Raw genomic sequence first — 26375 nt, forward strand, 5'->3', positions numbered from 1 at the left:
AGTACTTAAAATTAAGGATTTCTTCGGAAGCAACTCTTCACCCCCAAATGATTCTCCCTCCGGCAACAACCGGTATCTGCTGTCACTTCAACTTATCTTCTTCCACGCCACCAGCCGATCCGGCACTTCGTAATTCTCTCCAAATGCTGTAATTTTAACCCAATATACCTATAGTCATAATGTATTCGTTTATCCTTACCTGGCGTAACACAGTAACCTCATTTCTTTTTGTTTTCGTGGGCAGTTTTATCTCACTGGCAGCCAAAGCTCAGCTCAAAGCCGATTTCAGCGCCAACAGCGTGAGTGAATGTGAGTCGCTCATTACGGCTTTTACAGACCGCTCCTCCGGCAACCCGGTATCCTGGAAATGGGACCTGGGTAACGGTTACACCTCTACGGAAAGAAATCCCCGCGCGTCTTACGTGAAGCCGGGTAAGTATACGGTTACCCTGACAGTAAAAGATGCCAGCGGCGCCACCTCTACTGAAAAGAAAGATGCCTATATCAATGTAAGGTCTAAACCGGTAGTGAATTTTGGCGTTTCCAATGCCAAAGGCTGCGCCCCTTTTACCACCACCTTCACGGATAAATCAACAGCTGTAGATGGCACGCTTGATAAATATAGCTGGGACTTCGGCGATGGTTCTGTTGGTGATGGCAAAACGGCGACGCATACCTACTATAATCCCGGTACCTATACGGTGATACTCACCGTCACTAACAGCTATGGCTGTACGAATTACAAAATGATTGAAAAAATAGTGGATGTTGCACCTGCGATCAATGCTGACTTTACGGTGAATGAAAAAATACTTTGTAAAGCGCCGGTGGATGTTATCTTTAAAAATACCTCTACTGGTCCGGGTACCCTGAGTTATAAATGGACATTTGACGATGGCGGTTCCAGTACGCTGAAAGATCCGGGGAAACATACGTTTAAAACCAAAGGCACCCATAGCATTACCTTAACGGTAAAGAATGAACGGGGTTGCAGTGCCGCCAAAACAGTCGATGACATCAATGTTGGCAACTACAGCACCGACTTCGCTGTTCCTGCACTGGTATGTAGTAATACCACCCAGAACATTCTGGCATCCTATAGTCCGGCGGCACCCACCAGTACCACCTGGGAAGTCAACGGACAGTATTATTCCAGTAGCACCAACCTGTATTACTATGTTGATAAACCAGGTAAACTCAAAATAAAGCTGACTGCCATGTACGGCAACTGTGCAGATGTAGTGGAAAAAACAATAGACGTGAAACCTACGCCTACCGCCAGCATCAGCACCGACAACCAGCCCATCTGTAATGTACCGGCCACTATTAATTTCAAAGGGATTACCACCGGTGCTACTACTTGGAACTGGACCTTCGGAGACCAGCAATCTTCCACCCAGCAAAATCCCAGTCACACCTATACCGGAGAAGGCTGGTATGATATAAGACTGGTGGCTACCAGCGCAGATGGCTGTAAAGCCAACGGTTATACGAACCTGTATATTTCTACCACTAAAATAAACGCCAGTGCCAGCAATGCCAGCGGATGTGAGGGTTTAAAAGCCAGCTTTTCTGCCTATAGCAGCAGCAGTGATGGAATAAAAACCTACGAATGGGATTTCGGAGATGGTACTGCCAAATCCAATCTGGCTACCCCGGAACATGCCTATCCCAAAGCAGGTAAATATACCGCCACTCTCAAGTACACGACCGTTAACGGCTGTACAGGAACGGTCAAATGCTCCAATCAGATAGAAGTATACAAGAAACCTACGCCTGACTTTTATTCTCCGCAGGCGCCGCAGGTATGTGGTAATGACCTGGTGTCCTTCTACGACAAGTCCGACATTGGTAACAACTGGAGCTGGGATTTTGGCGACGGCCGCTATGATTATAGCGGTGGCAATACCACCGGCCATCAATACCGGGAGCCGGGTGTCTATACCGTTACCATGACGGTATCCAACTATACCTGTTCCAATACCATTACTAAAACGGCCTATATCAAAGCTGTGACGCCCTTTCCCCGTTTCAGCAAAAATGATATCAACTGTGCCCAACGTACTACGATCAGCTTTAATGAATATTCGTTGGGAGCTACCAGCTGGAAGTGGACCTGGGGCGATGGTAAAGACACCAGCTATACCACACAAAATAGTACGATCAGTCATATCTATGAGAAGAAAGGCAACTACAAGGTGACGCTGTATACCTCTGATGGTGTTTGTACCACCTCTGAAAGTCTGGACATTGAAGTGATTGCGCCCTCCCCGGTAGTTATCGCCACAGATAAAACGTCCTTGTGCAGCAGCGATAAAATGACCGGGTCTATCACGACCTACGATCCGACTATCTATGACAGGTATTGGGGTTATGCATTTAGGTGGGAAGTCAGTGGTCAATTCTATGGAGGTTCTTACGATCTGATCTCTCCCGTTTTCCATGACCTCAAACCAGGCCCGCAAACCATACAAATGATTGCGACCAACCGGCAAGGCTGTATAGATAAAAGCAATATCATAGATGTGGATGTACGTGGACCGATAGCAGGTTACAACCTGCCCAACGTTATTCAATGCCGGGGTACGGCAGTAACCTTTACCGATGCCAGCGATCTTACCTATAGCAAAGGCATTCAGCAATGGGAATGGGATTTCGGGGATCAGTCACCGGTGGAAAAATTCACCAGCGGTCCTTTTCAACATACCTATAAAAAGGCGGGATTTTATATACAACCTGTTCTGAAAATCACCGATAAAGAAGGCTGTACCAGCACCGTGCGGGATAAATACCTGCAGGTAAACGGGCCCAATGCAGACTTCTACCCACATAGCTACCTGGTAAGCCCGGGCAGCACGGTATATTTCACCAATACCTCTGCGGAAATCGGGGGTAACATCACCAATGTTAAATGGGATTTTGGCGATGGCAATACCTCCGCGGATTTCAGCTATACCTCCAACAATTATCCCAATAAAGGGATTTATAAAGTGAAGCTGCGTATCAATGATGATAATGGCTGTGAAGACGAAATAGAAAAACAGATCAAGGTATCTTCGGTGTCTGCCAGTTTCACCTATACCTCCAGTTTTGTACATGGCAGCAATTGCGCCCCGATGATATTCCGTTTCACCAATACCTCTGTCAATGCCTCCAGCTATCTTTGGGACTTTGGCGATGGCAGTACTTCTGATCAGCTAAACCCGGTACACACCTATCCGGAATCCGGCCACTATAAAGTGAAGCTGAAAGTAAAAGGGGATGCGGATACAGAAGATGAGGTGATAGAAGTAGTAGTGGTAAAAGGTCCGTTTGCTGAAATCTCCACCAACTTTGAAGGCGGCTGCCTGGAGAAAGAAGTGGAGCTTACCATCAAGGGAGATCCCTCTCTCAGCTATAGCTGGGATTTCACCGACGGACAGATAGAAGAAACCAAGGACCTGAAAATCAAGCATACATTTAAAAATCCGGGTATCTACAAACCCCGGCTGCTGCTGAAAGATGCCTCTGGCTGTAAAGGCAGCGCCTACCTGGATCATCCGATTGTTGTTGATAAGCTGGATATCAAAATGAATCCATCTACAGAAAAAATATGTGATGCCGGCCCGCTTACCTTTGCGCCGGTATTCAACAGCTATTCAATTGATGAATTGGGCAAACCCGGTACCTATACCTGGACCTATGATCCGGCGCTGACGGCCACTGATCCGACTACCCCCACGCCTAAATTCCAGCTCGACAAAAAAGGTAGCTATACCTTCACCTTAAAAGCCGTTACCGTATATGGCTGTGAACAGACCGTTTCTGCTGTCGTAAACGTATATACGAAGCCGGTAGCCGCTATTACCGGCCCGGATAAAGGCTGTCAGGATGCTCCGTTGCAGTTCAGCGGCGCGGCCACCAAAGAACCAGCTACTACCTGGAAGTGGAACTTTGGCAACAGCCAGACCGACGACCAGCAGCAACCCAAACCACAATCCTTCAACAAGCCCGGCATTTTTAATATAGGCCTTACCGTTACCAGCAAAGACGGATGTACTGATGAAGTACATCATGCGGTGAACATCCTGCCGTTGCCGGATATCAAGGCCAGCGCGCCCAGCGAGTTTATCTGTTTACATAATACTACGATGCTGTATGCCGGCGGCGGTAGCCACTATGAATGGACGCCTGCCACCGGATTGGACAATCCGCTGATCGCTACACCGCTGGCCAGTCCGGAGGTAACCACTACCTATAAGGTAAAAGTTACCGATGATAACGGGTGCGTTAACACCGATGCCGTGAAGATCCGGGTGGTACAACCGTTCACAGTATATGCCACACCGGATACCGTGTTGTGCCTGGGCGATAAGCTACCGTTGCGTGCCTGGGGTACCGACTATTACAAATGGGAAGGTACAGGTATCAATGATCCGAACAAAGCTTCTCCCGTAGCTACTATTACCAGTACCAGCCAATATACCTACAAGGTCACCGGTTATGATAAGGAAGGTTGTTTTTCCGATAACAAAACCCTTACCGTGCGGGTAAATCCACGGCCCACGGTGAATATAGGCCCAGACCGGGAAAGTATGGCGGGTATTCCGTTATACCTGACCAGCGTCACCAGCAATGATGTCATCAGCTGGACCTGGACGCCGCCACAGGACCTGGGTTGCTTTACCTGTCCGATGACAGAAGCATTACCGAATATTTCCACCCGTTATGTACTCGAAGTAGCCAACGGATATGGTTGTAAAAAAACGGACGATATGTTTGTACATATCATCTGCCGGGAAAGCGCTGTGTTTATGCCCAATGCCTTCACCCCCAACAATGATGGTAAAAATGAGCGGATCTATCCTAAAGGGAAAGGGGTAAAAGAAATTGGCTGGCTGCGTATTTATGACCGGTGGGGTACCCTGGTATATGAACGCACCCGCTTCCCGATCAATATGCCGGCAGTAGGATGGGACGGCCGCAGCAGAGGAAAAGAGGCGCCTGCAGGTACTTATATTTATTCCATGCAAACGGTGTGTGAAAGTGGAGAACACTTTGAATTCAAAGGCAATATCACCCTGATACGATAAACAAACGGTATTCATCTACCTAAAAAAGAAACGCATTTCCGGTCGCTCATCCGCCGAAAATGCGTTTCTTTTTTTAGTAGTTCCTATGCTATTTTAATAGCCGGTATTCTGTGTCAGCAAAGACTTTCCATCCTTCACGCTCAGGTCTATCTGCCGTTGGGGAATCGGAAAATACAGGTTCCTGCTGCCAAAGGAAGCAGCGCCCAAATCGCCGGTAATACCCCGCTCATAGTTGAAATAACGATTCAGTTCTGTAGCGGCAAGTCCCCAGCGCACCAGGTCAAAAAACCGATGTCCTTCCATGGCGAGTTCCAGCTTTCTTTCAAACTGAATCGCTTTCATAGCCCAGGTAGCTCCTTTTCTCCCAAATTCGCCGACCGGATACGTGCCTATTTTATAATTGGCAGCAGGCGTATTCGTATAGCCGTTCATGGGATGCGCCGGATCTTTATAGGTATACACAAATCCGGCAGGGTTCATCGCACGTTGCCGCACGCGGTTCACATAGGCTTCCGCTTTCCCGAGATCACCGGCCTTCACTTCACATTCTGCCGCCATCAGCAATACATCGGCAAAACGAATCAGCATATAGTTAATCGCATTTCCCGGCGCCCAGCCATTACCATCATAGAACTTATCCTGGTTCACCTGCATGTATACACTCTTTTTCGGTGAATACGGACCGGCAGACTGCTGATCCCTTACCCAGTTCTGGCCAGGATGTACACCCCAGTCCAGATAGGGAACACCCCGGCGGCCTACTGTCCAGTCCAGCCGTGGATCAATGTTTCCTGCGTCGGGCAGGAAAGCGCTGTCACTCACGATTCCCATATCATTTTTAATCGGATGCTGGTTGAAATTATCGATGAATGGTAAACCGGCAGCATCGGTGCGGAAAGCATTCACGAGGTCTACAGCAGGCTGATAGAAACCGCAACAACTAAAAGGCCCGTTATAGGGATAGTTTAGCATGTTGCCCTGGTTGGCATTACCCGTACCGCCGGAGCCATCGTTGGCACTGTACTGAATGGAGAATACCGCCTCTTCATTATTTTCTTTAAATGCATCGAAGTTATCGTGGTAAACAGGTACCAGGTCAAATCGTTGTCCCTGGGTATTTTTCCCACTGTTGATCACACTTTCAAACAGTGGAATGGCTGCTGCATATTTTCCCTGATACAGGTATGATTTGGCGAGATAAGCTACCGCCGCCCACTTGTTGGCACGACCTATTTCCGGTTGTTCTTCTGGCAGGTTATCTGCCGCAAATTTGAAGTCGGCTTCAATATAAGGCCATACATCTTTGTCATTGGGAATTTTAAAATCGTTGACGTTCAGTTTATCATAGCTGGTGGAATTTTCATCTACCCAGGGTATTTTATTGAACATCTTTTTCAGGTCGCTATAATAATGCGCCCGGAGAAAACGGGCTTCCCCTGCTACCGCTGTTTTTTCTTCCGGTGTCATATCCTGTACTTTTTTCAGGATGTGCAGCACAAAGTTACAACGGCGGATCCCTTCATAATCTACCCGCCACTTGTCATTGAAAAAGCCATTGGTAGCGTTACCGGCAAAAGTGCCGATGGAAAGAATGGTGGCAGCATCGCCGGGATCACTGCCTTTGTGGGCTTCGCCACCGCATACACTGCCATAAATCCAGTTATCCGGTGATACGGCATAGCCACTGCCGCCGGAGAGATTCACCATATCACTGTTGGCGAAGTCTTGCCCGTCCAGTGCCGCATAGGCGCCTACCAGTAAGGTAGTCACCCCTTTTTTATTGGTAAGGGCATCTTCCTGGAGGGCAGATTGCGGGTGTTTATCGAGAAAACTTTTACTGCAGCTGCATACCAGCATTGCCATGATGAGTATAACGTTACCGCCTGTACGATATAGTGATTTCATAATAATACATTTTAAGAAGATTAACCATTAGAAGCCAAGGTTTACGCCCACCAGAAACTGGCGTTGATTGGGATAGGCCCCTTCATCCACGCCGAAATCAGTAATATCTGATCCGCCGATTTCCGGATCTATACCGGAGTATTTCGTAATGGTAAACAGGTTGGCTGCCTGTACATATACCCGCAGTTTCTGTACTTTTAAACGGCTTATCCAGGCCGCAGGGAGGGTATACCCTATCTGCATATTTTTAGCACGCAGATAAGCCCCGTTTTCCACCATATAGGAGTTCGGCACATTCATCGTACTATTGGAACCTTCTACTTCCTGAATGGGTGCCTTGGCATTTTTACGTTCCGGCGTCCAGGAATCGTACAAGGCAGTTTTGCTCTTGGCACTACCGAATGCAGCGTAGAAATCGCGCCACCAGCGTACGTTATTCCATATTTCATTGCCTTGTACCCCATAGAGGAAAATGCTGAAATCAAATGCTTTCCAGGTTACCCCGAGATTGATACCATAGGAAAAATCAGGATTGGGATTACCGAGGAAAGTGCGGTCGTCCGGCGTAATCTGTCCGTCGCCGTTGACATCTGCATAGCGGAAACGTCCCAGACCGGCGCCTTCCTGATAAAAGGCATCCGGATTATTGGTCGCTTTTTTCACGGCATCATCAGCAGCTGTAATCTCCGCGGTTTCATTCCAGAAGCCAATGATCTTATAACCGAAGAAAGAAGATACCGGTTGGCCTACCGCATTACGTATAATATTACTGCCTTCGAAACGACGGCCGTCGCCATCAAAATATTCAACACCATCTGATATTTTCAGGATTTTATTTTTGTAGGTAGTCAGTGTACCCGTTACGTTTAGTTTCAGATTTCTGTTCAGCTCCTTGTGCCAGCCCACGGTAAAGTCCCAGCCTTCATTTTTCATCTGTGCGATATTCACGAAAGGCTGTTTCGCCGTACCTGCCAGCCCTGGCAGTTCCGGATTATACAGGAGGTCTTTAATATCTTTCCGGTAATAATCAATCGCGAAATCCAGCTGTCCGTTAAACAAGCTCGCATCTATACCGATATTCGCATTGACATCGCTTTCCCATTTCGCATCGGGGTTACCGATCTGTATACCGGCAAATCCGGCCGTGAGTTCATTATTCCGGCCAGCCAGATCATAATAGGTAGAACTGCGATGCCCCCCATACAGGAAGTACCCGTTATTTACACTCAGGTTCATCTGATTACCCATGATGCCCCATCCGCCACGCAGCTTCAGGTCAGTAATCCAGGTAAGCTGTTTCATAAATGTTTCCTGCGAGATACGCCAGCCGGCTGTTACCGCCGGGAACCAACCAAAACGGTTTACCAGGAATTTGGAAGAACCATCGCGCCGGATCGTAGCACTCAACAGGTATTTATCTTTGAAAGCATAATCTACGCGCCCCAGCAAGGAGTACAGACTCTCCTGCTCACGGTTGCTGTAGTTGGTTTGCGTACCTGTACCCGTACTGAGATCCGGGAAATAAGCATCAAAGGTGAAATAGTCTTTGGTGGTACCACCTACTGATCTGCTACGGCTATCGAAGGCTTCTGTTCCTACCAGTACTTTCAGGTCATGTACCTGGTTGAAATTTTTCCGGAAAGCCAGCGTATTGGTCCAGGTCCAGTTATGGCCGTTATTGGCGCTTTCTGAGTAGGAATTACTGGTGGAGTTTTCCTTGTTTTCATACATCGGATAGTCAAACGAATGTGACCAGCCGGAATAAATTTCACCCCCAAAGCTGGTTCGGAAAGTCAGGTATTTCAGGAAGTCGACTTCTCCATAGATATTCCCAAACAAACGGGTATTGAGGCCTTTGTTGTTACGGGTACGCTCCTGGATAGCCACGGGATTGTTGGCATCCCCCAGCGCGTCGCCGGCGGAACCGGCAAAATTACCTTTGATATCATACACCGGAATAATGCTTTGCGACCGCATCGCATGTCCGATGGGCGCATCCGATGTCAGGATTTCTGCGGCCGGATTATCTGTCATGGAAAAAGCCAGGTTCTCTCCTACCCGGATGTGATCTGTAATATTATACTGGGTATTGGAACGTACCGTATACCGTTTCAGATAGGTATTGATGAGGGTACCCTGCTGGTTAAAATAATTGAGGGAAAAGAGATAATTTCCCCGGTCGCTGCCTCCGCTGACAGCCACATTATGACTGGTAACGGGCGCCGGGCGGAATATTTCATGGAACCAGTCTGTCCCGCCTTTGTTGGCGCGGGCTATCTGGTAAAAGCGCTCGTAGTCATGCAGATCGGTATAGTTCGGATTGAGGTAATACAAAGACGGATCGGTAGCCGGATCGCCTTCCATGGCGCCGGAAGGCAGGATGTAATCCGGTATCACCGGTTTATCACCATGACCATATAAGGCAGTACCAGGATCACCGCCACTGTTTTTATAGGCCAGCCAGCGCAGATCGGCCTGCTCCTGCGGGTTCAGGGTATGCCATACATTTCCGTTCTTGGGATACTGACGACCATAATACCCGTCGTAGGTTACTGCAATCTTTCCTTTGCCACGGCGGGTGGTGATGATGATCACCCCGTTGGAAGCACGGGCCCCATAGATAGAAGCAGCGCCGGCATCTTTGAGCACCTGCAGACTGGCTACATCATTGGGATTCAGGTCGGCGATGTCCGTAGTCGGCACGCCATCCACCACATACAAGGGAGAGTTGGAGCCAAAAGTATTGACCCCTCTGATGCGGATCTGCGGCGACGCGCCGGGAGAACCGGAACCAATCACCGTTACCCCGGAAGCCTGGCCCTGCAACTGTTCAGTTACCTGGGCAGTTGGCTGTTTAATGAGGTTGTCGATATTCACCACCGTTACTGCGCCGGTCAGGTCTTTTTTCTTTTGGGTAGCATAACCTGTTACCACAATTTCATTCAGGGCGCTGGCGCCTTCTTTCAGGGTAATATTAATCAGCGACCTACCCCCAACGACTATACGCTGTGTCTCGTATCCAATAAAAGATACTTCCAGCTGGTCGTCACTTTTACCGGGTACCGTTAACGTATACACGCCATCAGGTCCGGTAACGGTACCGATACTGGTGCCCGTTACCTTTACCGTTACGCCGGCCACGATATTACCCTTATCGTCTTTTACCAGCCCTTTCACCGGATGCTGCTGTACGGGGGAAGTAGCCGATGCCGGCGCGGCTGCCGGCTGTTTTTCCGTGATCATATAAAAACGATCCCGTACTTTTTCGTAACGCAGGTTAAAAGCCGAAAGGATCTGCTGCAAGGCTTCTTCCGGCGACTTACAGGCAGCTACTGTTACCTGTGCCTGCCGGTCTTTCACCAGGTTGCTTTTATAGGCAACAGATACCCGAAAATGTTCTTCTACCTGCTGCAGCAACGTTTTCAGTGGAAGTGCGACAGGTTTTGTTACCTGCTGACCGTGGTTGTCGGCGGTAACTTTGTCATCATGACCGGCCACGCGATTTTGTGCAGCCGTATCGTGGAATAGGAATAACAGGGCTAATGATGGCATTAGCATAACACGTAAACCTCTTTTCATCTGGAACAGGTTTTAACGATGAATAATCAAACTTTCTATTGTAATAAGGGCCGTCCGGTTATTTTTGCTGTACCCGGATCTCATCGCCGCTTTGGTTGAATTGCACGGGGAAAATTTTTGCCAGCTGCAGTAACATGGTATCTGCCTGATCACTTACAGGCATAGAACCAGAGACTTTATACCGCAGCAATTGCGTATCACGAATAATCAATCTTTTACCAAAAAACTGTTGCATAAATACAGCAGCATCCGCCAGGGAATAATCTTCCAGCATTAACCGACCGTTATGCCAGGAAGTATAGCGTTCCGCATGTACTTTACTTTTTGTATAATCGCCATCCTGTTTATTGTAACGAATCATTTCACCGGGCTGCAGGTGCAGCGCCGTCTTTTCCTCATTCCCTTCCGCTCCTATGTCCAGCCGGATACTGCCCGCCTGCAGTACCACCACTATTTCACTACCGGTACTGTTCACGTTAAACTCCGTTCCCAGCACTTCCACCTGTAGCTGATCGTAGGTATGTACCCGGAAAGGCGTGCCCAGTGCGGTATGCCGCACCTGAAAAAAGGCTTCTCCATCCAGCCATACTTCCCGGCGGCCTCGCTCCCGCTCCATATATATTAACCTGGAATTTGCATTCAGCGTTACCTCAGAACTATCCGGCAACCAACACCGCCGGATTTCCCCGAGGCGGGTATGTGCACTCATGACCACCGGCTGATGCGCCGGACGGCGGCTACTCCACCAGATACCGGATATCAGCATCCCCAGCAACAATACAGCAGCATATTTGACTCCATCTTTCCACCACGCTCTTTTTATCACCGGCGGCTCCTCTGCAGCCAACTCACTCCATACATTTTCCCAGAGCTGCTCCTTTTCCGCAGCCGGTAAACTATAGGACCGGAAACGGATATTTTCTACCAGCAACCGGGCATCCCGGATGACGGCTTCCTTCTCCGGATGCTGCAGGAGCCAATGTTCCCAGAACATATTTTTCTCTTCCGGATGCAACACCCATTGCTGGAAACTTTCGTCCAGTGCAAACTCGCCCGCGGTAAAAGATAAGTAGTCTGTTGTTGCCAAGAATCAGTGCTTTACCCTATAGAGCACTTCTGCTGTAAAACCTCATCACTTTTTTTAAACTTTTTTTTATTTGCCCAACAGCAGCAGGATTAAAGGCAGGGGAAGTTGTTTTTTGAGAATACCAATGGCTTTGGAGATGGTGTTGTAGACAGAATCGACCTGCATCGACATAATGGCCGCTACTTCTGCATAGCTGAGGTTCTGGAAAAAGCGCAGGTAAATGGCTTCCCGCTGGCGCCGGGATAGATTGGTTAACGCCTGATGTAATAATCGTTGTTGTTCTGCAGCCGTTTCTTCGAGGATCAGGGTATTTTCATGGGGCAGGGCAAATTCAAATCCGAAGGCTTCTGTTGCTTCCCGGTGGCGATAACGACGGTCTTTTTGCAAGGTGCGTAGCAGGCGTCTGCGCAAACTGCTGATCAGATAATACCGGATATTTTTGATGTCTGCTGTCAGGTGTTCGCGGGAAAGCCAAAGGTCCTGGAAGAGATCCTGCAGGCAATCTTTCACCCGTTCCCTATCCTGGCAGAAATGCATGCCGTAGTGGAATAAATCATCCACATTCGCTTCATAGATCTGTGCAAACGCCTGTCGATCTCCTTGTAAAAATCGCCCCCATAGCGTGGAATGGGATGCTACTACGTGTAAGCCCGGGCGATAGGCTTTCCCTGTATTCATGTGTGTTTGGTTGACGTACTAAAGCTGGTCAATTATTCTGATACTTGCAAATATTTTTTGATGTACGCATAGTTACCGGCTTATTTTAGCCATATCTAAACAGCTTAACCTGATATCGTTACAAAAGTTTTTTCAAATAAAATTTTGAAAAAAGAAATAAATAATTACTTTTGCCTCCCCGTCACTGAAAAGAGACAACCGGAAGTTCGGGACGTAGCGCAGCCCGGTAGCGCGTTTGCATGGGGTGCAAGAGGTCGCTGGTTCGAATCCAGTCGTCCCGACAGAAGAAAAAGGATAGTTTTAGCTATCCTTTTTTTGTTTTTATCCAGGCCAGCTTTTAAATATAAACTATGAAAAAAGCCCTTGACGCCTTGTAACACTAATCGTGTTTACAAGTGAAAAAAAAGAAAATCCTTGAAACTACCGATCATCGCAGGACTTACAGTCTAGTCAAAAGACAAGTGTATGCCGTATGTTCAAGATGCCCATGGCATCCTACATTTTGGCGTAATTGCCCAGACAATCCTATTAGATGGATGACATATTATGGGACCCCATCCACTGCCATGAGGTTTAAAAATCCTCCTAGCTGGAAAATTGTTTCAAAAAACAAGAAACAGTGGATGAGGAAAAAATTCTTCTCGGAAAGTACTATCATCGAAGATGGTATTATTGACATTGAAATGTGGTGGTAGTTGTAAAAAATTAAAGAAGGCCTTACAGTTAAGACTGTAGGGCTTTTTTCTTTTATGGTAATCTTCGATTCTTATAGTATTTAATATCTCACACTTACCAGCTGGTACTATTCCCAGGCCTGCTCTTTGATTTTCATTGCCCGTTCACCTCTTTTAACTATTTGTAATTTTGATAGGGATAAAAAATATGGGGCTAAAGCAGTTTAGCCCCATACTTTTTATCCCAACCAGCACACTTGACTTTACTTGCAGGTCTTGATAACAAATAGTCAACCACTTACCGTCTCATTCTACCACTGATTTTTTCCATTCGTTTCTCGTTAAAAAGTGTCAATTACAAGTTTCGCCGCCACCCATTTTCAAGATAAAGAACTACTATGATACAGGTACACACCGCTTCATGGCAGGGTCCCAATGTAAGGTGCAACCGCAACCGGGCGTTTTACGACAATTATTAAGAAATGGCATTCCACATATACCTCCGGAGCAATCTACTGCTTGTTTACCAGCACCACCACTGATATTTTTCAATTCACTTCTTGTCAAAGAAGTGCCAATTATAGTTTTCATAGATTTATTTTAAGAATGAAAATATCGTTCATGCTGCTACACAACGTCTGGTAGCAGGATCCCAGGTTACGCTGCAGCGGCAACCAACTATTTTCGTACAGGTTCTGAAACCAAATGGATTCCAGCAGATACCTGTCGAACAATCCACCGCTTGCGCTCCTGCTCCACCTCCAATTTTTTTCAATTCATTTCTTGTCAAAGAAATTCCAATTTTAAATTTCATATAGATTTATTTTAAGGATAAAAAATCTTTCATTACGCCGCTACACACTGCCCGCCAATAGGATGCCAGTGGAAACCACAATGGCAAACAGGCCTCTACAGGCAAGTGTTGCGATATGGGATGCTGCATATAGCAGTGGAACAATCTACCGCTTGTTTACTTGCACTATCAGCGACTCATTTCTGATCTAATAGTCTTATACCGAATGGCCTAAACAAACAATACAGGATCATATCTCTAAGGTGATAATCTGTTACCTGTACGTAGCAAGATATATTGCCGCCGTCCGTACAGCATAACAACGCTGCCATCAACAATACCAATCACTGCTAAAAATCAGCAAGGGGAATACAAAAAATACCCACAACCTATCAAATTACAGGCTACCAATTCTCCTTTGATGTGATACCGATATTATTCCGCTAATGAATGACAATACGTTCTAAATATCCTGTCTTAGGCCATCAAACATCATCATATATTACATTAATAGCTAAACAATCCGGCTACAAACAATTATACTAATAGCGGTCATAACATATCTTCAGGGTAGAATGGCACATACATCCTGGATGACACTCATAATCAAATCCACATGGTTTTCCAAGGACTAAACAATAGGCGGCTGCCTGGCTTGCTCCACCATTAATTTGCTTCATTTTTGTTCTACTAAGTGATTTACCAAATAGTGTAGATGCTTTCATAAATAATAAGGGTTACGGTGAGATACAGGTTACGACGTGTCATTACAGTACAGTAAGCTAAAATAACTAACACCACTGCAGTATAATTAACAATGCTTACTATAAACAGAAAATCTACCCGACAAGAGCAGCTTTTTAAGAATAGTTATTTAGCAACGCACTTATTTGCATTGGTGAACACGATCAGGATCTGAGTGGTCTTCCTCGCAACTTTCCGTTCTGAGTATGACATTACGACAACCATCATCACAATGCCATTTTGGAATTATTTGATACATAGCATATCTTTGTTATCGATGATCGTGAATGCTTTCACAATCTAGTGAGTAGATCTAATGCTCTTTATTCAAAAAAGTGAAATTCAATATATTACGATGTCAGGGCGTCGTCCAGTCGTCCCGACAGAAGAAAAAGCCAGAGAAAATTTCTCAGGCCATTTTTATTATTTATCCTTAATCTCCCAGAGCCATGAAAATTTTCAAACAACCCATTATTTCAGCATTAATCGGAGCTGGAATCCTGTTATCTTCTTCCTGCCAAAAAGAGGGTGCTCAAGGCCCTGAAGGACCGGCCGGGATAAAAAGTTTACTGGATGTACAACAGATGCCCCCTGGAGATAAATGTACCGCTGGCGGACTTGTTATTAAAACAGGCATTGATCGCAATAACAATAATACGCTGGAATCTTCGGAGGTTGACACATACGCAGTATGTGTGTAATGGTAATAACGCCTCATCTGATAAACAAATCATAATAAAACTTGGCTGGGTAGCGGTATCCTACTCCACACAACCCTACGGCACTACACTTTCAATACCTAAATTTAATATCAATAATTATCCTGGTGTTGATTCAATGGCCATTTATGCTGCTCCCTGGGGCCGAAAAGATGGCGACAGCTATGACACTCCTGGCCCTGCAAAATTAGAGTTATATAACATCACTGACGCCACTGTTATTGAAAACAGTGCTGTTCTAGGCACGGCAACTTCCAGCACGGCCCCCTATGTTCCATCCAACAACTTTTATACTTCTTTTCCCAGAAAGGAATTTGATTTGGGGCTGAGAATAACAGCTGTTCCTCCATCTAATATAGCTCACACGTCAGACGTAATTATGATTTTATATAGGAAGTAAAATATGGATTGCATATATTAATATTGGAGAAAGCCCTACAGCAAAACTGTAGGGTTTTCTTATTTCATATAAATCTTCAACTTTATTGCACTAAGTATTCTAGCTATAGCTCATTTAAATACCTTGGGGATCACAAAACAAGTCGCACAAAAAGTCTGCCCTAAGACAATTTTTATATACACAATCTTGTCAGATTATCTTGAACTTACATTCAATCCAGGAACATTGACTCAACTTTTATAAACATCAAGTTGTCGGCGACTTCCTTGCTCCAGTTCATCAATTTTAGAAATGGATTTAAAATTTCAAAGATCAAACATGCTCTCGCTTTTTAATAGCACAACGCGTTCTTTGTAATTAATACCCTTCTGATAATACATCAAATCAAACGGCATCATTAATATCAATGCTGCCGTTTGATTTGATGTATTGTTTGTCTGATACAGGAATCACATAATAACAGACTAGGGCCTTCCATCTTTCCCTAAAGTGAGAAATAATCCGGAACAAAAAAGATGATGTTATCTGATCAGGGTAATGGCTCCGCTCAGTTGCCTATCTACCTGATCTTCTCCGATATAGTGACAAACATATACATAAGAGCCACCTGGCTGTAACTGGCCACTGGTATATCCATCCCACTTGTTATCCAGTGAGGAGGACCGGAATACCACTGCGCCCCAGCGGTTATATATGACAAAGTTTACACGCAGCAATTTACAGCTCAGGGTGAGCGGGCCGATACGATCATTGCGCCCGTCGCCATTGGGAGAAAACGCCGTAGGCACTTCCACACAACGGTCCGGAGTATTGCAGGCTTTTACGTTTATGCTCGCAGTAGCTTTCAATATGCAACCATTGATATCGGCACCGGTAACAGTAACCTCCTCTGAGTTCATAAATATCTTTGTAGCGGTATAGGCATTATAATATCCTTCCGGAATACTCCATGCCAGTGATTTTACCAGTTCCGGGTAGTTACTCACGACTTTCAGTTTTACTGTTTCACCATAACAAATGATGGTGGATGCCGGCAGCATGGTAAGCTGTGGTGTAAGCTGGTACCGGACTGTAAATGATTGCGCACCCACACATCCGAATGGATCTTTTACGTACAGGGTGTGGTCACCTTGTGGAATACCTTTCAGGCTATTAGCATTACTCCATGACTGTTGATCCAGGCTGATCTTAAACGGCGGCGTTCCCGCTGCATTTTTTATTTCGATAGCGCCCGTAATCTTCCCGCAAAGGGCATCTGTTACAGTCAACTGGATATTCTCAGGTCCGTCCTGATCTTCGATCTTCACTGCAGGTATCGTGAGCACGCAACCTTTCCCATCTTTTACTGCCACTGTATAGCTGCCTTTTTTCAACAGGTCAAGTTTGGGAGCAGGCTGATAATTGCCTCCATTCACCGAATAGGCATATGGTGTTACTCCGCCAGTAATATCACCGATCAGGATGCTGCCGATACCTGATCCGCAATGATCATCTGTAGTGCTAATATTAGCCGCGGCCGGAGGTTCCAGGGCAATAACTTTCGCCGTAACATCAACAGCACAACCTGCGGCATCCGTTATTTTAACCCGGTAGTCGCCAGCAGGGAGCCTCGTAAAAGAACCCACTGCAACAGGATCTCCATCGTTCAGACGATAGGTATAGGGGGGCGTTCCGTTTTTTACATTGTCTATATTAATCTGACCATCAATTGGGTCACACCCCGTGGCCACCGTACCTATCTGAAAGTTCCCCGGTCCGTTGATTGCACCAATGTTTATATTGGCAGTTACCTTACAATCGTTCTGATCTTTCACAGTGACTTTATAAGTCCCTTTCGACAATCCGGTGAAGTCCCGGTTTACATCGAAAGGCTGATCTTCCAGTGCATAAGTAAATGGTGCAGTGCCACCAGTTACAGTCCCGATATTCAACCGGCCATTTTTCTTTCCGCAATATTCATCACCTGTCTTTACCTCGAATGATGACGGGCTATTGGGGGGCATAGGCAGGATAACTTCCAGGGTACGGGACAGCTTATTTTCATCGGTTACTTTTACGGTGTATTTACCTGGAGCCAGGTCACTTACCGTAGCAGTGGTAGCACCGTTGCTCCAGGCATACTGGTAAGGCGCCTTACCACAAGCCACCTGCAGCTCAATAACCCCACCACCCCGGCAATCCGGATAGGCCCGGACATCAGCATGCACTGTCAATGATTTATTTTTCAGCTTCATCAGAAAAGCGCTGGTACCCTGGCGGTTCATCTCCGGCTGGTAATATGCGCCATTACCGGGATTGGTTACTGCGGGATTAGGCTGCGTATTCCTATTGGTGAAAAAAAGATAGATCATATTGCCCTCCTTATCTATCGTAAAATCCGACTCCTCATAATACTCCGTGCTCCAGTCTACGGTGGTGGCAAACTGTAAATCGCCGGCTGTATTATACGTCAGGAAAAAAGGGTTAAAACCATTCCAGGGATATTCCTGTGGCTTATCTTCCCAGAAAAAAGTACCGGGACAATCTGTATTCTTTGCAGGGAAACCTCTGCTGGAACCATTGTGGATACCCAACAAATGAATTTGATCAGTGCTCACATCAAATCTGGCCCGGTAAACCATTAGCTGTGTGGGACCCGAAAATGTTTTGGTCCACACCAGGTTGGTTTGCTGATCAAATTTCATCAGGGTACAACCTCCGCCTGGTACATAAATATTTCCCTGCTTATCTGAAACGATGGCAGATATTTCCCCATGCAGGTAAGTAGACCATACCATCTCCCTGTTGCTATTGAACTTAGTCAATACACGAGTACCATCCTGATAAAAATAGCCCCCTGCATTTTTGAGGGGATAGTTATCAGATCTTACCCCACCACCCAGGTATACGTTTCCGAACCGGTCGGCATGAAGAGTGGTAGCATCATCGTCATCTCTTCCTTCCATACGGGTAGACCAATGCAATTTACAATCGGGTGTAAACTGAGAGATGAACAACACCCGTGCAGAACCATATGGACCTCCCTGCTGTACATAAGCACCATTACCCGGATCAGCCAGCGGGAACTGGTAGCTCGTAGACCATCCCGCAATAAATATATTACCTTGCTCATCGTAAGTAATATCCCTGGGATAGGTATTAAATCCGGCATAATAACTGCTCCAGAGCAGGCGGCCATTATTATCAAATTTAGATACAAACCATTCTTTTGCTTCGCTATCAAAGTAACCGCCATTATCTTTCAGTACTACTTCTCCATACGCTGCATAGAAGTGAGCGATCCCATATACATTCCCCTGAGGATCTACTGTCATTACCCTGCCGGTAGTTTGTTTGGTCCCTGCAAAATAGGTGCTCCACAACAGCCGACCTTCCGGTGAAAACTTCATATAGGCAACAGCTCCGTTGTTCACCAGGGAAATATCATCATAATAAGCCCCATTTCCAGGGTTTACAGTGAGTATCGGCACAGTGCCACTTACGGTTAACTGCACAAAGATATTCCCGTCTTTATCCACTTCAATGTCATTCCCTCCCGTATATTGGTACATCACATCTGGCTGCGTGGTGGTAATAAAGGTGGCCCAGAAAATTTCCGGGTCAATCCGCATTGCGCGGGTGGTATCATAATGTTCGGCTTCAAAAATGATGGTATGTTTATCCCGCAGGCGGTAATTTACTTTAACTGGTTGCCGGTCCGCCTCCATAAAGGCCACTGGCGCCTTTTCTATATGCTCATCCAGTTTACTCTTCACCAGGATATCGCCTTCCGGTGTTGCTGAAAGATGTGCATTGGCAGAATATTTCAGTTGAATCCTGCTGACTGCCGCATGTGGCGCCAGGAGAAAATCGTATTTAATCCGCGTTTTCCCCGTGCTGTCGCGATTGAAATAAAGGATCCAGTCGATACCGGGGTATACTTCTTTTATCTTCAGTACGGATACTACCTGCAACTGCTGGTCAGCCTGGCGAGGATCATACATATTAATAACACCCGCATGCCTATTCACCTCTGTTTCTTCTATATTTTCCGGACGTATATCCGCTCCCGTGAGGCTAACATCCACACTTTCCAGGTTTATATGCGGCTGTAATACATCATCAGGCTCCACCCTATGGGGTCGGTCGCTATTCCTACCGGACCGGCGCTCCTTTCCTTTCTCTTCCTTTACAGGTAATTGTTGCAGGGTAATGTAGCTCAGGCCCTTCCGGGTGATGTAAATTTGTTTCTGTCCGATGTTTGCCGTATAGAGTATCGAGGTAACACTTTTGTTATGCTTATCTTTCAGCTGGCCGCCATTCCTTACGAAACCACCCATCATAAATTGTGCGGCATACTTCCGTACATCCACATTTGTGGAATCACGGGCAAAACAAGACAATGAAAAAAGAATGGTCACCAGTACAGGTATAAGTAATTTCAACGGTTGCAGGGTATAAATGTGAATAAACAGATCCACAAAAATAGAAAATTAATGGGGAAAGGAAAAAATTGCCCTCCCAGTTAAAGGCATAAAAAATCCACCAGCTTATCTTGTACAGCAATCACAGCTAATCGGAATGGTATGCTGATAAAAAAGAAAATGCTGAAACAAGATCCAATTGCTACGATTTCATCATCCATTTTCATTTTTAAAAATACGATACACTGTAATCAATAAATTATGGGTATAAAAAAGGAAATAATCGAAATGATTATTTCCTTCAACAGCATATCAGGAATTACCACCGCATTCCTTATTTTATTCTTCTGTTTTTTGACTGGATTAAAATGCTGTAAAATTAACAGCAGGCGTCAGCAGCAGGCCACCATTAAAGTACCCCAACAAAAACCAGTAACTTTCTAAACATTTCATGCCAGCACTTGTTAATGTCCTTACAAAATATCCATTCATAACTCTTAAGTAACCATTATGAAAAAAAAACGGTTGTTAACACTCCTTCCTCTGGGAGTGCTGTTTATTTTTATCACCTGCCACTCCTCTAAAGATCAGAAATCCGCTGTGCAGTATCCTACCGTTATCCTGAAAGGAAAAATCAGAACTATGGATAATGATGCCGATCCGCTACATACGGAGCAGTCCATCGTTTTCAAGGGAGATTCCATATTATTTGTTGGTGACTCGCTCACAGCCATCAAAGACTATTACCGTGCAGGTTCCACCATTATTCATGATTATGGAGACAGCCTGATCATGCCCGGATTTATTGACGCTCATGCGCATGTGGGACTGGAAGCTCTTGTACAACCGTTGGCTAACCTGAGCGGACCGCCATATGGTAATGTTACCACACTCGACACTCTCGGGAAAGTATTAAAAGAATATGCGCACACACATTTCCCGGGGAATAAGGAAGCGATGCTACTTGGCAATAATTATGACGACTCACAGTTAAAAAGCCACAAACAACCAACGCAACTGGAATTAGATGCGATCGATAGTGAACATCCTATTTACATCATGCATGTAAGTGGGCACATGGGCGTGGGTAACACGAAGTTTCTCCGGATGATGGGCATCACCAACGAGACGCCTGCAGACAAATACCCTGGTGGTACCATTGTAAAAGATCATGGTATCAATACCGGCTTATTACTGGAGAATGCAAACATCGCCGCCATTGATAGTGCCATGTCCTTTTCAAAGAAATATAATCATGCTACGTTTGATCCGATTAAATTAATGCGCAATGCAGAAGACACCTGCTTTTCCTATGGCATCACGACTATTTGTGAAGGAAGAGCAGATGCCAATACCTACCAGATGATCAAAGCCGCCGTGGAAGCTGGCAGTCTGAAAGGTGATTATATTATGCTACCTGACTTTGACGATTTCAGAACAACATTGGCTTCCGTTAAACCTTACTATAACAAGTATTACAAGCAGCATTTTAAAGTAGGCGCCATCAAATTCACATTCGATGGTTCTCCGCAAGGTAAAGACGCTTATTTATCTCAACCTTACCACACACCTATGATCGGGCAGGATTCGACCTATAAAGGCCATCCTATTTATACATACAACAATGCCTATCACTTTGTTGATACAGTCATGTCCATGGGAATGCCGGTGCATATTCACCTCAACGGGGATTCAGCGATTGATATGGCGCTGGCCATTTTCAATTCCTTTAAAGCAAAAAAGATTAATTACCGCCAGCCGACGCCCAATGTATTCATTCATTGCCAAACCGCCCGGGAAGACCAATTGATAAAAATGAAAGAACTGGGTTCGGATGTAATGGAAAGCTTTTTCCCCACGCACGCTTATATATGGGGAGACTGGTATATTTCCAATGTGCTTGGCAATCCCCGGGCGCAAAATATCAGTCCACTTAAACACGCTGAGAACCTGGGATTGAGATATACGATTCACACAGATGCTCCTATTACTCCACCGGATCTCATCACGGCGGTATATGCAGCCGTAAACCGCTTAACGCAAATGGGTGTATTATTAGGTCCGGATCAACGGATAAGTGTTTATCATGCATTAAAAGCCATCACCACAGAAGCCGCCTACCAATGGGGAGAACAAGATACGAAAGGCAAACTGAAAAAAGGGTATAAAGCGGATATAGTAGTCCTGACTGAAGCCCCTATGACGATTGATTCCACTAAAATCAGGAGTAATGTACACGTAGTACATACTTATAAAGATGGCAATCTGGTGTACAGTAACCGCCACCTCTCTAAAAAAATAAATAGTATTATTCTCAGGAATACCGCACTGCGGACTTAAAAATTAAAATCCTTACAGCATTCAGCTGTAAGGATTTCTTCATTGCTATGGGATAGTAAGTCTATACTATGGTTGCTTGCGGATGATTACATTATAGGCCGCTACATTACCTGCTTCTCTATAATTAATATTATCCTTTGAGATAACGATGGAACTCTCTTCGCCTGATTCATCCGGTTCCGCTTTGGGAACAATACCGGTAAGATACCGCCCTCTCTCCTTGTCTGTCAACAACGCGTCGCCGCCAACAGCCGTTAAAGCCCAACCTTTTCTTTTTACTAACTTAACTGTGCGGTATCCGCCAAAATCCGGTCCGGGTTTATTGATGGCATAATCCCTGATCACTTCTAATTTCCCCCACGTGGGAATGTCGGATTTGATACTAATACTAAAGACCGTTGCATGGGCATTGCTGCTTTCAATATTCTTATGCCCGGCTGCTCCCCAGTCTGCATTACCTGGAATCGATTTAGTCAGCAAGGTGCCTGCTCCGGACCAATCTATTCTTACGCCGCCTCCAATGACTACATATCCTTTGGGAATTGCCGCTACTGCTTCCGGCGTTTCCGGATTATGATTTTTATTTTCACGGGAAGAATCAATGCGTATATATTTCCTGAGTTCCTCTTTTGACAAGCCATCTATCTTTAGCCCAATCGCATAACCAATCAATGTATGCTGAAATGGCAGCAGATGCTCTTTGGAAGACACATGCCAGGTACGTAGCGCTTTATCCGGATAAGCACCCGTTAGAAATGCACCGGGCAGCGCAAACTTAGGCGTTACCAATCCGCCACCGCCGACCAGTATATATTCATCAGGTACCGTAACAGCTACCTGATTATTTCGTCCATGTACTTCGTTCGTAACAATAATAGTATGGATTTTACCAGACCAGTCCCTTCCCTCAAACTGGCTGCCTTTCTTTTCAGAAATATGATCCGTAGTATGCTTCGATGCAGGCAAATACTTATCTTCTTTATTACATGATAAAACTACCACAGCAAGTCCTATCAATAACAATATATTTTGGGGTATGCTTTTTTTCATATAATCGTGGTTATAAAATGAGGTATTAAATTTTCTCTTCTATCGTTAACTTAAATAAACTAATAGCTCCACCATTTGTCCCTGCAGCAGGTATCGATGAAAATTGTATTACAGGATAATCCTGCTTAGGTTTAAAGGTGAGCGATTTCACATCCTTGGTAAAGGTATCTCCGGGGGCAGAACCGGAAGTATTAGGCATTGGCCATAAATCTACTGGTCGCACCTGTAGCCGGGTACATAACTTATAAAATGAGGGATCCCTGATTATAGACAAACCAGATAAGACAGCTTGTAAAGTCGGGAGCCTACCCGTTCCATTATAATCTGAAAATGCCGCCTCTATGGTAACAACATATGTATAACCGGCTTTAAACTTATAGAAAATTTCAAATCCGCAAGCGCTGGGAGTACCTGATAGATTGTTCGCATAAATCTCAATATGCATCCTTGGAATAACATGCCACTGGCCACCATTTCCATTAGGACATCCATGCGTCGCATACCAAAGGTAACCGGGTACTCCTGCTAAATAAGCGCCACCGGCCATCACGCAGCGACCGGCAAATCCACTTGTCGGAGCACCACAAGGATCCGCTACCATATTGGCTACAGGATTATTTGATATATCCCAGACCGTTGTCTGCTGCGCATAGAGCGAAAAAGAGACAAAAAAACAAACAATTAAAAACAGTAGTTTACATTTCATATTTATAGGGTTTAATTCTTCCTGGCATATAAGTGCGATCTCTTGTGCTACGCAAAAGACATGGAAGTAACAGCAGCGCGCAGCATTTAAACATGGACGACAAGAGCAATAATAGTATGGGTATTAACGGGTTAATATCGAATGATACAGTCTGGAATTATTAAGAAAACTGGTTACTATTACACTTTCACTACAGCCACCTTTACTAATAACAAATCAGCGCCGGCAAACCGGTATATTATGTGTTAAACAGCATCACTGATATGCAAATATTAAAAGCAGGAAATGTAAAAAGATCGCAGCTCCGAATAATCATTGACTAATTATTACTTTAGTGATCTCTTTGTTGATCTGGCCTCAACCGAACAGTGTAGCGCGAAGGGCGAAAAAGCAAACGATTCTTATCAAGCTAAAAAACTAACATTTAACCGCGGCCTCCACATTATATCATGCATCTGCTCACAATTATTTAATATACAATGTCTGTCCATCGTATTACTTTTGGGCAGTAGATCAGACAGCCAGTCTGCCTTAAAAGGCCTGTATGCATCCAACCACTTATACCAGCCAACTTGACGAACTACATGATGAAGCGCTATTGGAGGAGTTCCGGCAGGGCAATGCAATGGCGTTTGAAGAATTGTACAAAAGATTCTGGGGCGTACTCTATCTCCAGGCATACCGCATATTAGTACAGGAAGATGATGCAAAGGATGTCGTACAGGAAGTATTTATCACCTTCTGGTCCAAAGCAGCTACGATAGAGATTTCCGGCTCAGTAGCCGCTTATCTGTATGTGGCTACACGGAACAGGGTACTGAATCTGCTCGCCTCCAAACGTACCTATCAAACTCACCTCTCTTCCTTAAAACATTTCCTGGCAGATACCCACAACAACTCCCTGCAATACATTACAGAAAAAGAAATCACCGCTCGTATGGAGCAGGAAATACACGCGCTGCCAGCTAAAATGCGGGAAGTATTTGAGTTGAGCAGGAAGACAGCCCTCACCCATAAAGAAATAGCCAGCAAGCTGCAACTGTCGCAGGAAACTGTCAAAAAACAGATCAGTAACGCCATCCGCACGCTTCGCCATAAAATGGCACATTTTTCTTTTTTCCTTTAAGCGGCTCCGCTTAACATTAAGTTAATATACCCCTATCTACCCCTCCTATCCTTTTCAACTGTCTTGTAAGAAAGGTATATCCCTTTTACTATGCCCATGCAGGACATCGAAACATTACTAAAAAAATACCTGGCCGGTAAGTGTACACCGGAAGAGCAGTTATTAATAGAACAATGGTATCAACAGGAAATTGACCGTAGTAAAGCCAATACAGCTGATCTCCGTTTTGAACACCTGGAAAATACGATCTGGCAACAAGTACAACAACAAACAGCGCCAGCTCCCAAACAGGTGAAGCTGCCACGCTATACGATATTAAAAGTAGCCGCATCGCTACTGCTGATACTGGGTACTGGTATGCTCCTGTGGCAACTCCGGCCGGCTAAAGAAAAATGGCAGGAAGTATTTGCAGCAAAAGGCCATCCGCAGCAGTTTACCCTGGATGACGGTACCCACGTATGGCTGAATGCTGGTAGTAGCTTGCGGTATCCGGCACATTTTACCGGTGATACCCGACAGATAGAACTCTTATCAGGAGAGATATGCCTGGATGTAAAACAGGATCCGGCACATCCCTTTATCATAAAATCCGGGCAGGTGCAGACAAGGGTATTGGGCACGATGTTTAATGTAAGAAATTACCCGCAACTGGCTTTCATACAGGTAACCGTTCAACAGGGAAAAGTGGCGGTGCAAGGCGATCCTTCCGTAAAACAGCTGGCAGCAAAGGAGATTCAATTATCACCTGATGAGCAACTCACGATCGATACCAGATCATCAGCATACAATAAAACAAGAGTAGACGGACAATCCATTAACGGATGGACTACCGGTAAACTACTGTTTAATAATGAAAGACTGGATATCATCGCCTTATTGCTGGCCAACAAGTACGATCAACAGATTTCATTTGCCGATACCAGTCTGGGCGCCTATCGCATTACTGCCGGCTTTGAAACGGCGGATCCTTTATCTACTGTATTGGACGCCCTTTGCCTGGCTAATAAACTCACCTATTCCAACAACGGTCAACACATCACTATTCGTAAACAATCACATTAAAATACATGGTCTATGCCTATCACCTAATGTCCATAAA

General features: G+C 45.4%; 13 protein-coding genes and 1 tRNA gene. 7 read left to right on the top strand and 7 right to left on the bottom strand.

Going from position 1 to position 26375, the window contains the following annotated elements:
- The first annotated feature begins 179 nt into the window (after positions 1-179).
- Positions 180-5072 (top strand): PKD domain-containing protein, encoded by a 4893-nt coding sequence (locus OL444_RS31835; protein ID WP_307734999.1) that lies wholly within the window; start codon positions 180-182, stop codon positions 5070-5072.
- A 93-nt stretch (positions 5073-5165) separates the two neighbouring features.
- Here the strand turns inward: OL444_RS31835 and OL444_RS24395 are convergent, their stop codons facing one another.
- The 4 genes from OL444_RS24395 to OL444_RS24410 all read right to left on the bottom strand — a co-directional run bounded on the left by OL444_RS24395 (position 5166) and on the right by OL444_RS24410 (position 12321).
- Positions 5166-6977 carry a RagB/SusD family nutrient uptake outer membrane protein gene (locus tag OL444_RS24395; protein ID WP_264729220.1) on the bottom strand — a complete coding sequence of 604 codons (1812 nt, stop codon included), beginning with the start codon at positions 6975-6977 and terminating at the stop codon, positions 5166-5168.
- A 27-nt stretch (positions 6978-7004) separates the two neighbouring features.
- A complete protein-coding gene (locus OL444_RS24400; protein WP_264729219.1) occupies positions 7005-10556 on the bottom strand; it encodes a SusC/RagA family TonB-linked outer membrane protein in 3552 nt (1183 codons plus the stop codon).
- A gap of 58 nt (positions 10557-10614) precedes the next feature.
- On the bottom strand, positions 10615-11643 hold the full coding sequence (locus OL444_RS24405) for a FecR family protein (protein WP_264729218.1): 1029 nt from the start codon (positions 11641-11643) through the stop codon (positions 10615-10617).
- A 66-nt stretch (positions 11644-11709) separates the two neighbouring features.
- Positions 11710-12321, bottom strand: coding sequence for an RNA polymerase sigma factor (locus OL444_RS24410; RefSeq protein WP_264729217.1), 612 nt, complete (start codon positions 12319-12321; stop codon positions 11710-11712).
- Positions 12322-12528: 207 nt separating this feature from the next.
- Between OL444_RS24410 and OL444_RS24415 the strand changes: the two genes are divergently transcribed.
- The 3 genes from OL444_RS24415 to OL444_RS24420 all read left to right on the top strand — a co-directional run bounded on the left by OL444_RS24415 (position 12529) and on the right by OL444_RS24420 (position 15651).
- Positions 12529-12602, top strand: a tRNA-Pro gene (locus OL444_RS24415).
- 2514 nt (positions 12603-15116) lie between these two features.
- Entirely contained in the window at positions 15117-15233 is a 117-nt protein-coding gene (locus OL444_RS32090) for a DUF7151 family protein (protein ID WP_443092843.1), read from the top strand.
- Positions 15208-15651: a hypothetical protein gene (locus OL444_RS24420; RefSeq protein ID WP_443092766.1), complete on the top strand. Its 444-nt coding sequence runs from the start codon at positions 15208-15210 to the stop codon at positions 15649-15651. The genes OL444_RS32090 and OL444_RS24420 overlap by 26 nt, the downstream gene beginning before the upstream one ends.
- 521 nt (positions 15652-16172) lie before the next feature.
- Here the strand turns inward: OL444_RS24420 and OL444_RS24425 are convergent.
- Positions 16173-20111 carry a DUF7948 domain-containing protein gene (locus tag OL444_RS24425; RefSeq protein ID WP_264729215.1) on the bottom strand — a complete coding sequence of 1313 codons (3939 nt, stop codon included), beginning with the start codon at positions 20109-20111 and terminating at the stop codon, positions 16173-16175.
- Between the two features lie 453 nt (positions 20112-20564).
- Here OL444_RS24425 and OL444_RS24430 point away from each other — a divergent pair, with 453 nt between their 5' ends.
- The gene (locus OL444_RS24430) at positions 20565-22394 is read left to right on the top strand and encodes an amidohydrolase (protein ID WP_264729214.1); all 1830 of its coding nucleotides are present in this window, start codon (positions 20565-20567) and stop codon (positions 22392-22394) included.
- Positions 22395-22460: 66 nt separating this feature from the next.
- On the opposite strand, the gene OL444_RS24435 is transcribed toward OL444_RS24430, so the two are convergent.
- Positions 22461-23444 (bottom strand): hypothetical protein, encoded by a 984-nt coding sequence (locus OL444_RS24435; RefSeq protein ID WP_264729213.1) that lies wholly within the window; start codon positions 23442-23444, stop codon positions 22461-22463.
- 25 nt (positions 23445-23469) lie between these two features.
- On the bottom strand, positions 23470-24150 hold the full coding sequence (locus OL444_RS24440; protein WP_264729212.1) for a hypothetical protein: 681 nt from the start codon (positions 24148-24150) through the stop codon (positions 23470-23472).
- A gap of 544 nt (positions 24151-24694) precedes the next feature.
- Here OL444_RS24440 and OL444_RS24445 point away from each other — a divergent pair.
- Together OL444_RS24445 and OL444_RS24450 are read left to right on the top strand one after the other, a co-directional pair.
- Positions 24695-25276 carry an RNA polymerase sigma factor gene (locus OL444_RS24445; RefSeq protein WP_264729211.1) on the top strand — a complete coding sequence of 194 codons (582 nt, stop codon included), beginning with the start codon at positions 24695-24697 and terminating at the stop codon, positions 25274-25276.
- 90 nt (positions 25277-25366) lie between these two features.
- A complete protein-coding gene (locus tag OL444_RS24450; RefSeq protein ID WP_264729210.1) occupies positions 25367-26338 on the top strand; it encodes a FecR family protein in 972 nt (323 codons plus the stop codon).
- Positions 26339-26375 lie beyond the last annotated feature (37 nt).

It is taken from the genome of Chitinophaga nivalis (assembly GCF_025989125.1).
In the GTDB taxonomy this organism is placed as follows: domain Bacteria; phylum Bacteroidota; class Bacteroidia; order Chitinophagales; family Chitinophagaceae; genus Chitinophaga; species Chitinophaga nivalis.

Bases quoted from the DNA above. Each gene is read 5' to 3' on its own strand.
- OL444_RS31835 (WP_307734999.1), top strand. From the start codon at position 180: ATGTATTCGTTTATCCTTACCTGGCGTAACACAGTAACCTCATTTCTT.
- OL444_RS24395 (WP_264729220.1), bottom strand. From the start codon at position 6,977: ATGAAATCACTATATCGTACAGGCGGTAACGTTATACTCATCATGGCA.
- OL444_RS24400 (WP_264729219.1), bottom strand. From the start codon at position 10,556: ATGAAAAGAGGTTTACGTGTTATGCTAATGCCATCATTAGCCCTGTTA.
- OL444_RS24410 (WP_264729217.1), bottom strand. From the start codon at position 12,321: ATGAATACAGGGAAAGCCTATCGCCCGGGCTTACACGTAGTAGCATCC.
- OL444_RS32090 (WP_443092843.1), top strand. From the start codon at position 15,117: ATGCCCCCTGGAGATAAATGTACCGCTGGCGGACTTGTTATTAAAACA.
- OL444_RS24430 (WP_264729214.1), top strand. From the start codon at position 20,565: ATGAAAAAAAAACGGTTGTTAACACTCCTTCCTCTGGGAGTGCTGTTT.
- OL444_RS24435 (WP_264729213.1), bottom strand. From the start codon at position 23,444: ATGAAAAAAAGCATACCCCAAAATATATTGTTATTGATAGGACTTGCT.
- OL444_RS24440 (WP_264729212.1), bottom strand. From the start codon at position 24,150: ATGAAATGTAAACTACTGTTTTTAATTGTTTGTTTTTTTGTCTCTTTT.
- OL444_RS24445 (WP_264729211.1), top strand. From the start codon at position 24,695: ATGCATCCAACCACTTATACCAGCCAACTTGACGAACTACATGATGAA.
- OL444_RS24450 (WP_264729210.1), top strand. From the start codon at position 25,367: ATGCCCATGCAGGACATCGAAACATTACTAAAAAAATACCTGGCCGGT.